2 protein-coding genes and 1 rRNA gene are annotated in these 1,234 nt (G+C 59.6%); all 3 read left to right on the top strand.

Annotated elements, in window-relative coordinates:
- Positions 1-64: 64 nt before the first annotated feature.
- Positions 65-180 (top strand): 5S ribosomal RNA (gene rrf / locus FFS27_RS32915).
- Between the two features lie 146 nt (positions 181-326).
- Positions 327-1,034: a paraquat-inducible protein A gene (locus tag FFS27_RS32910; protein WP_011666770.1), complete on the top strand. Its 708-nt coding sequence runs from the start codon at positions 327-329 to the stop codon at positions 1,032-1,034.
- Positions 1,021-1,234: paraquat-inducible protein A (locus FFS27_RS32905; RefSeq protein ID WP_171019292.1), on the top strand; the 214-nt coding region annotated here is incomplete at its 3' end. The genes FFS27_RS32910 and FFS27_RS32905, both read left to right, overlap by 14 nt.

The raw sequence follows: 1,234 nt of genomic DNA, 5'->3' as shown, positions 1-1,234 counted from the left end.
TTGAAATCACATACCTGAATCCGGATAGACGTAAGCCCAAGCGAACGGATATCCAACCGAATTGCTTGACGATCATAGAGCGTTGGAACCACCTGATCCCTTCCCGAACTCAGTAGTGAAACGACGCATCGCCGATGGTAGTGTGGGGTCTCCCCATGTGAGAGTAGGTCATCGTCAAGCTCCTATCCCAAAACCCCTGGTCAGCGATGACCAGGGGTTTTGCTTTTGCGCGCGGAAAAGTGGCAAGCCAGCAGCGCTGCGGACGATAATCGAAAAACTTCGAGAGCTGCCGGGCGGCGTACTTCCGAGGGCATGGGAGACGCGATTTGCACTGTGCGCTCGTCTACAATAGCCGACAAATCCAGCCGAGCTCATTCATGTCCGATACCGATGTCCGTGGCCTGCAGGATCTTCCCCTGGAAGAACTGGTTGCTTGCCATGAGTGTGATCTGTTGATGCGCCGGGAACCCCTGGGACCGGGCGAGAAAGCCAATTGTCCGCGCTGCGGTTTCGAGTTGGCCGCGCATCGCCATCAATGGAAACGCCGTTGCTTCGCGCTGGTTCTGACGGCGCTCTTCCTCTATATCCCAGCCAATTTCCTGCCGATCATGAATCTCAGCCTGCTCGGCCAGACCCGCAGCGATACGGTCTGGACGGGAGTGCTCGGTCTTTACGACAGTGGCATGCAGGGCGTCGCCATCCTGGTATTCCTGTGCAGCATGGTGATCCCGTTGGTCAAGTTGCTCTGCCAGTTGCTGGTGATGATCAGCGTGCGTTTCGGTATCGCCCGTCACATCGGCATGCTGCTCTACCGCGGCTATCACCATCTGCGCGAGTGGGGGATGCTCGAGGTCTACCTCATGGGCATCCTGGTTTCCATCGTCAAGCTGATCGACATGGCCGACCTCAGCCTGGGCGTCGGCCTGGCCTGTTTCGTGGCGCTGCTGTTCACCCAGGTCTGGCTGGAGGTCACCATGTCGCCGCACCAGGTATGGGAAGCGCTGGGCGGCGAGGACGACGATGCGCGCGCTTGATGCCGGAATTCTGGTGTGCGGCGAGTGCCACCAGTTGAATCGCGCCGACGGGGACGAGCATCCGCGTTGCAGTCGCTGCGGTGCGGTTCTGCACGCCCGGCGCCCAAACAGCCTCACGCGCACCTGGGCGTTGCTGATCACCGCGGCGATCCTCTACATACCCGCCAACCTGTTGCCGATCATGACGGTCAACCTCTTCG

It is taken from the genome of Pseudomonas sp. 2VD (assembly GCF_005503585.1).
Lineage (GTDB): Bacteria > Pseudomonadota > Gammaproteobacteria > Pseudomonadales > Pseudomonadaceae > Pseudomonas > Pseudomonas aeruginosa.
The sequence above is the reverse complement of the archived record's forward strand: the minus strand, read 5'-3'. Positions and strand labels throughout refer to the sequence as shown.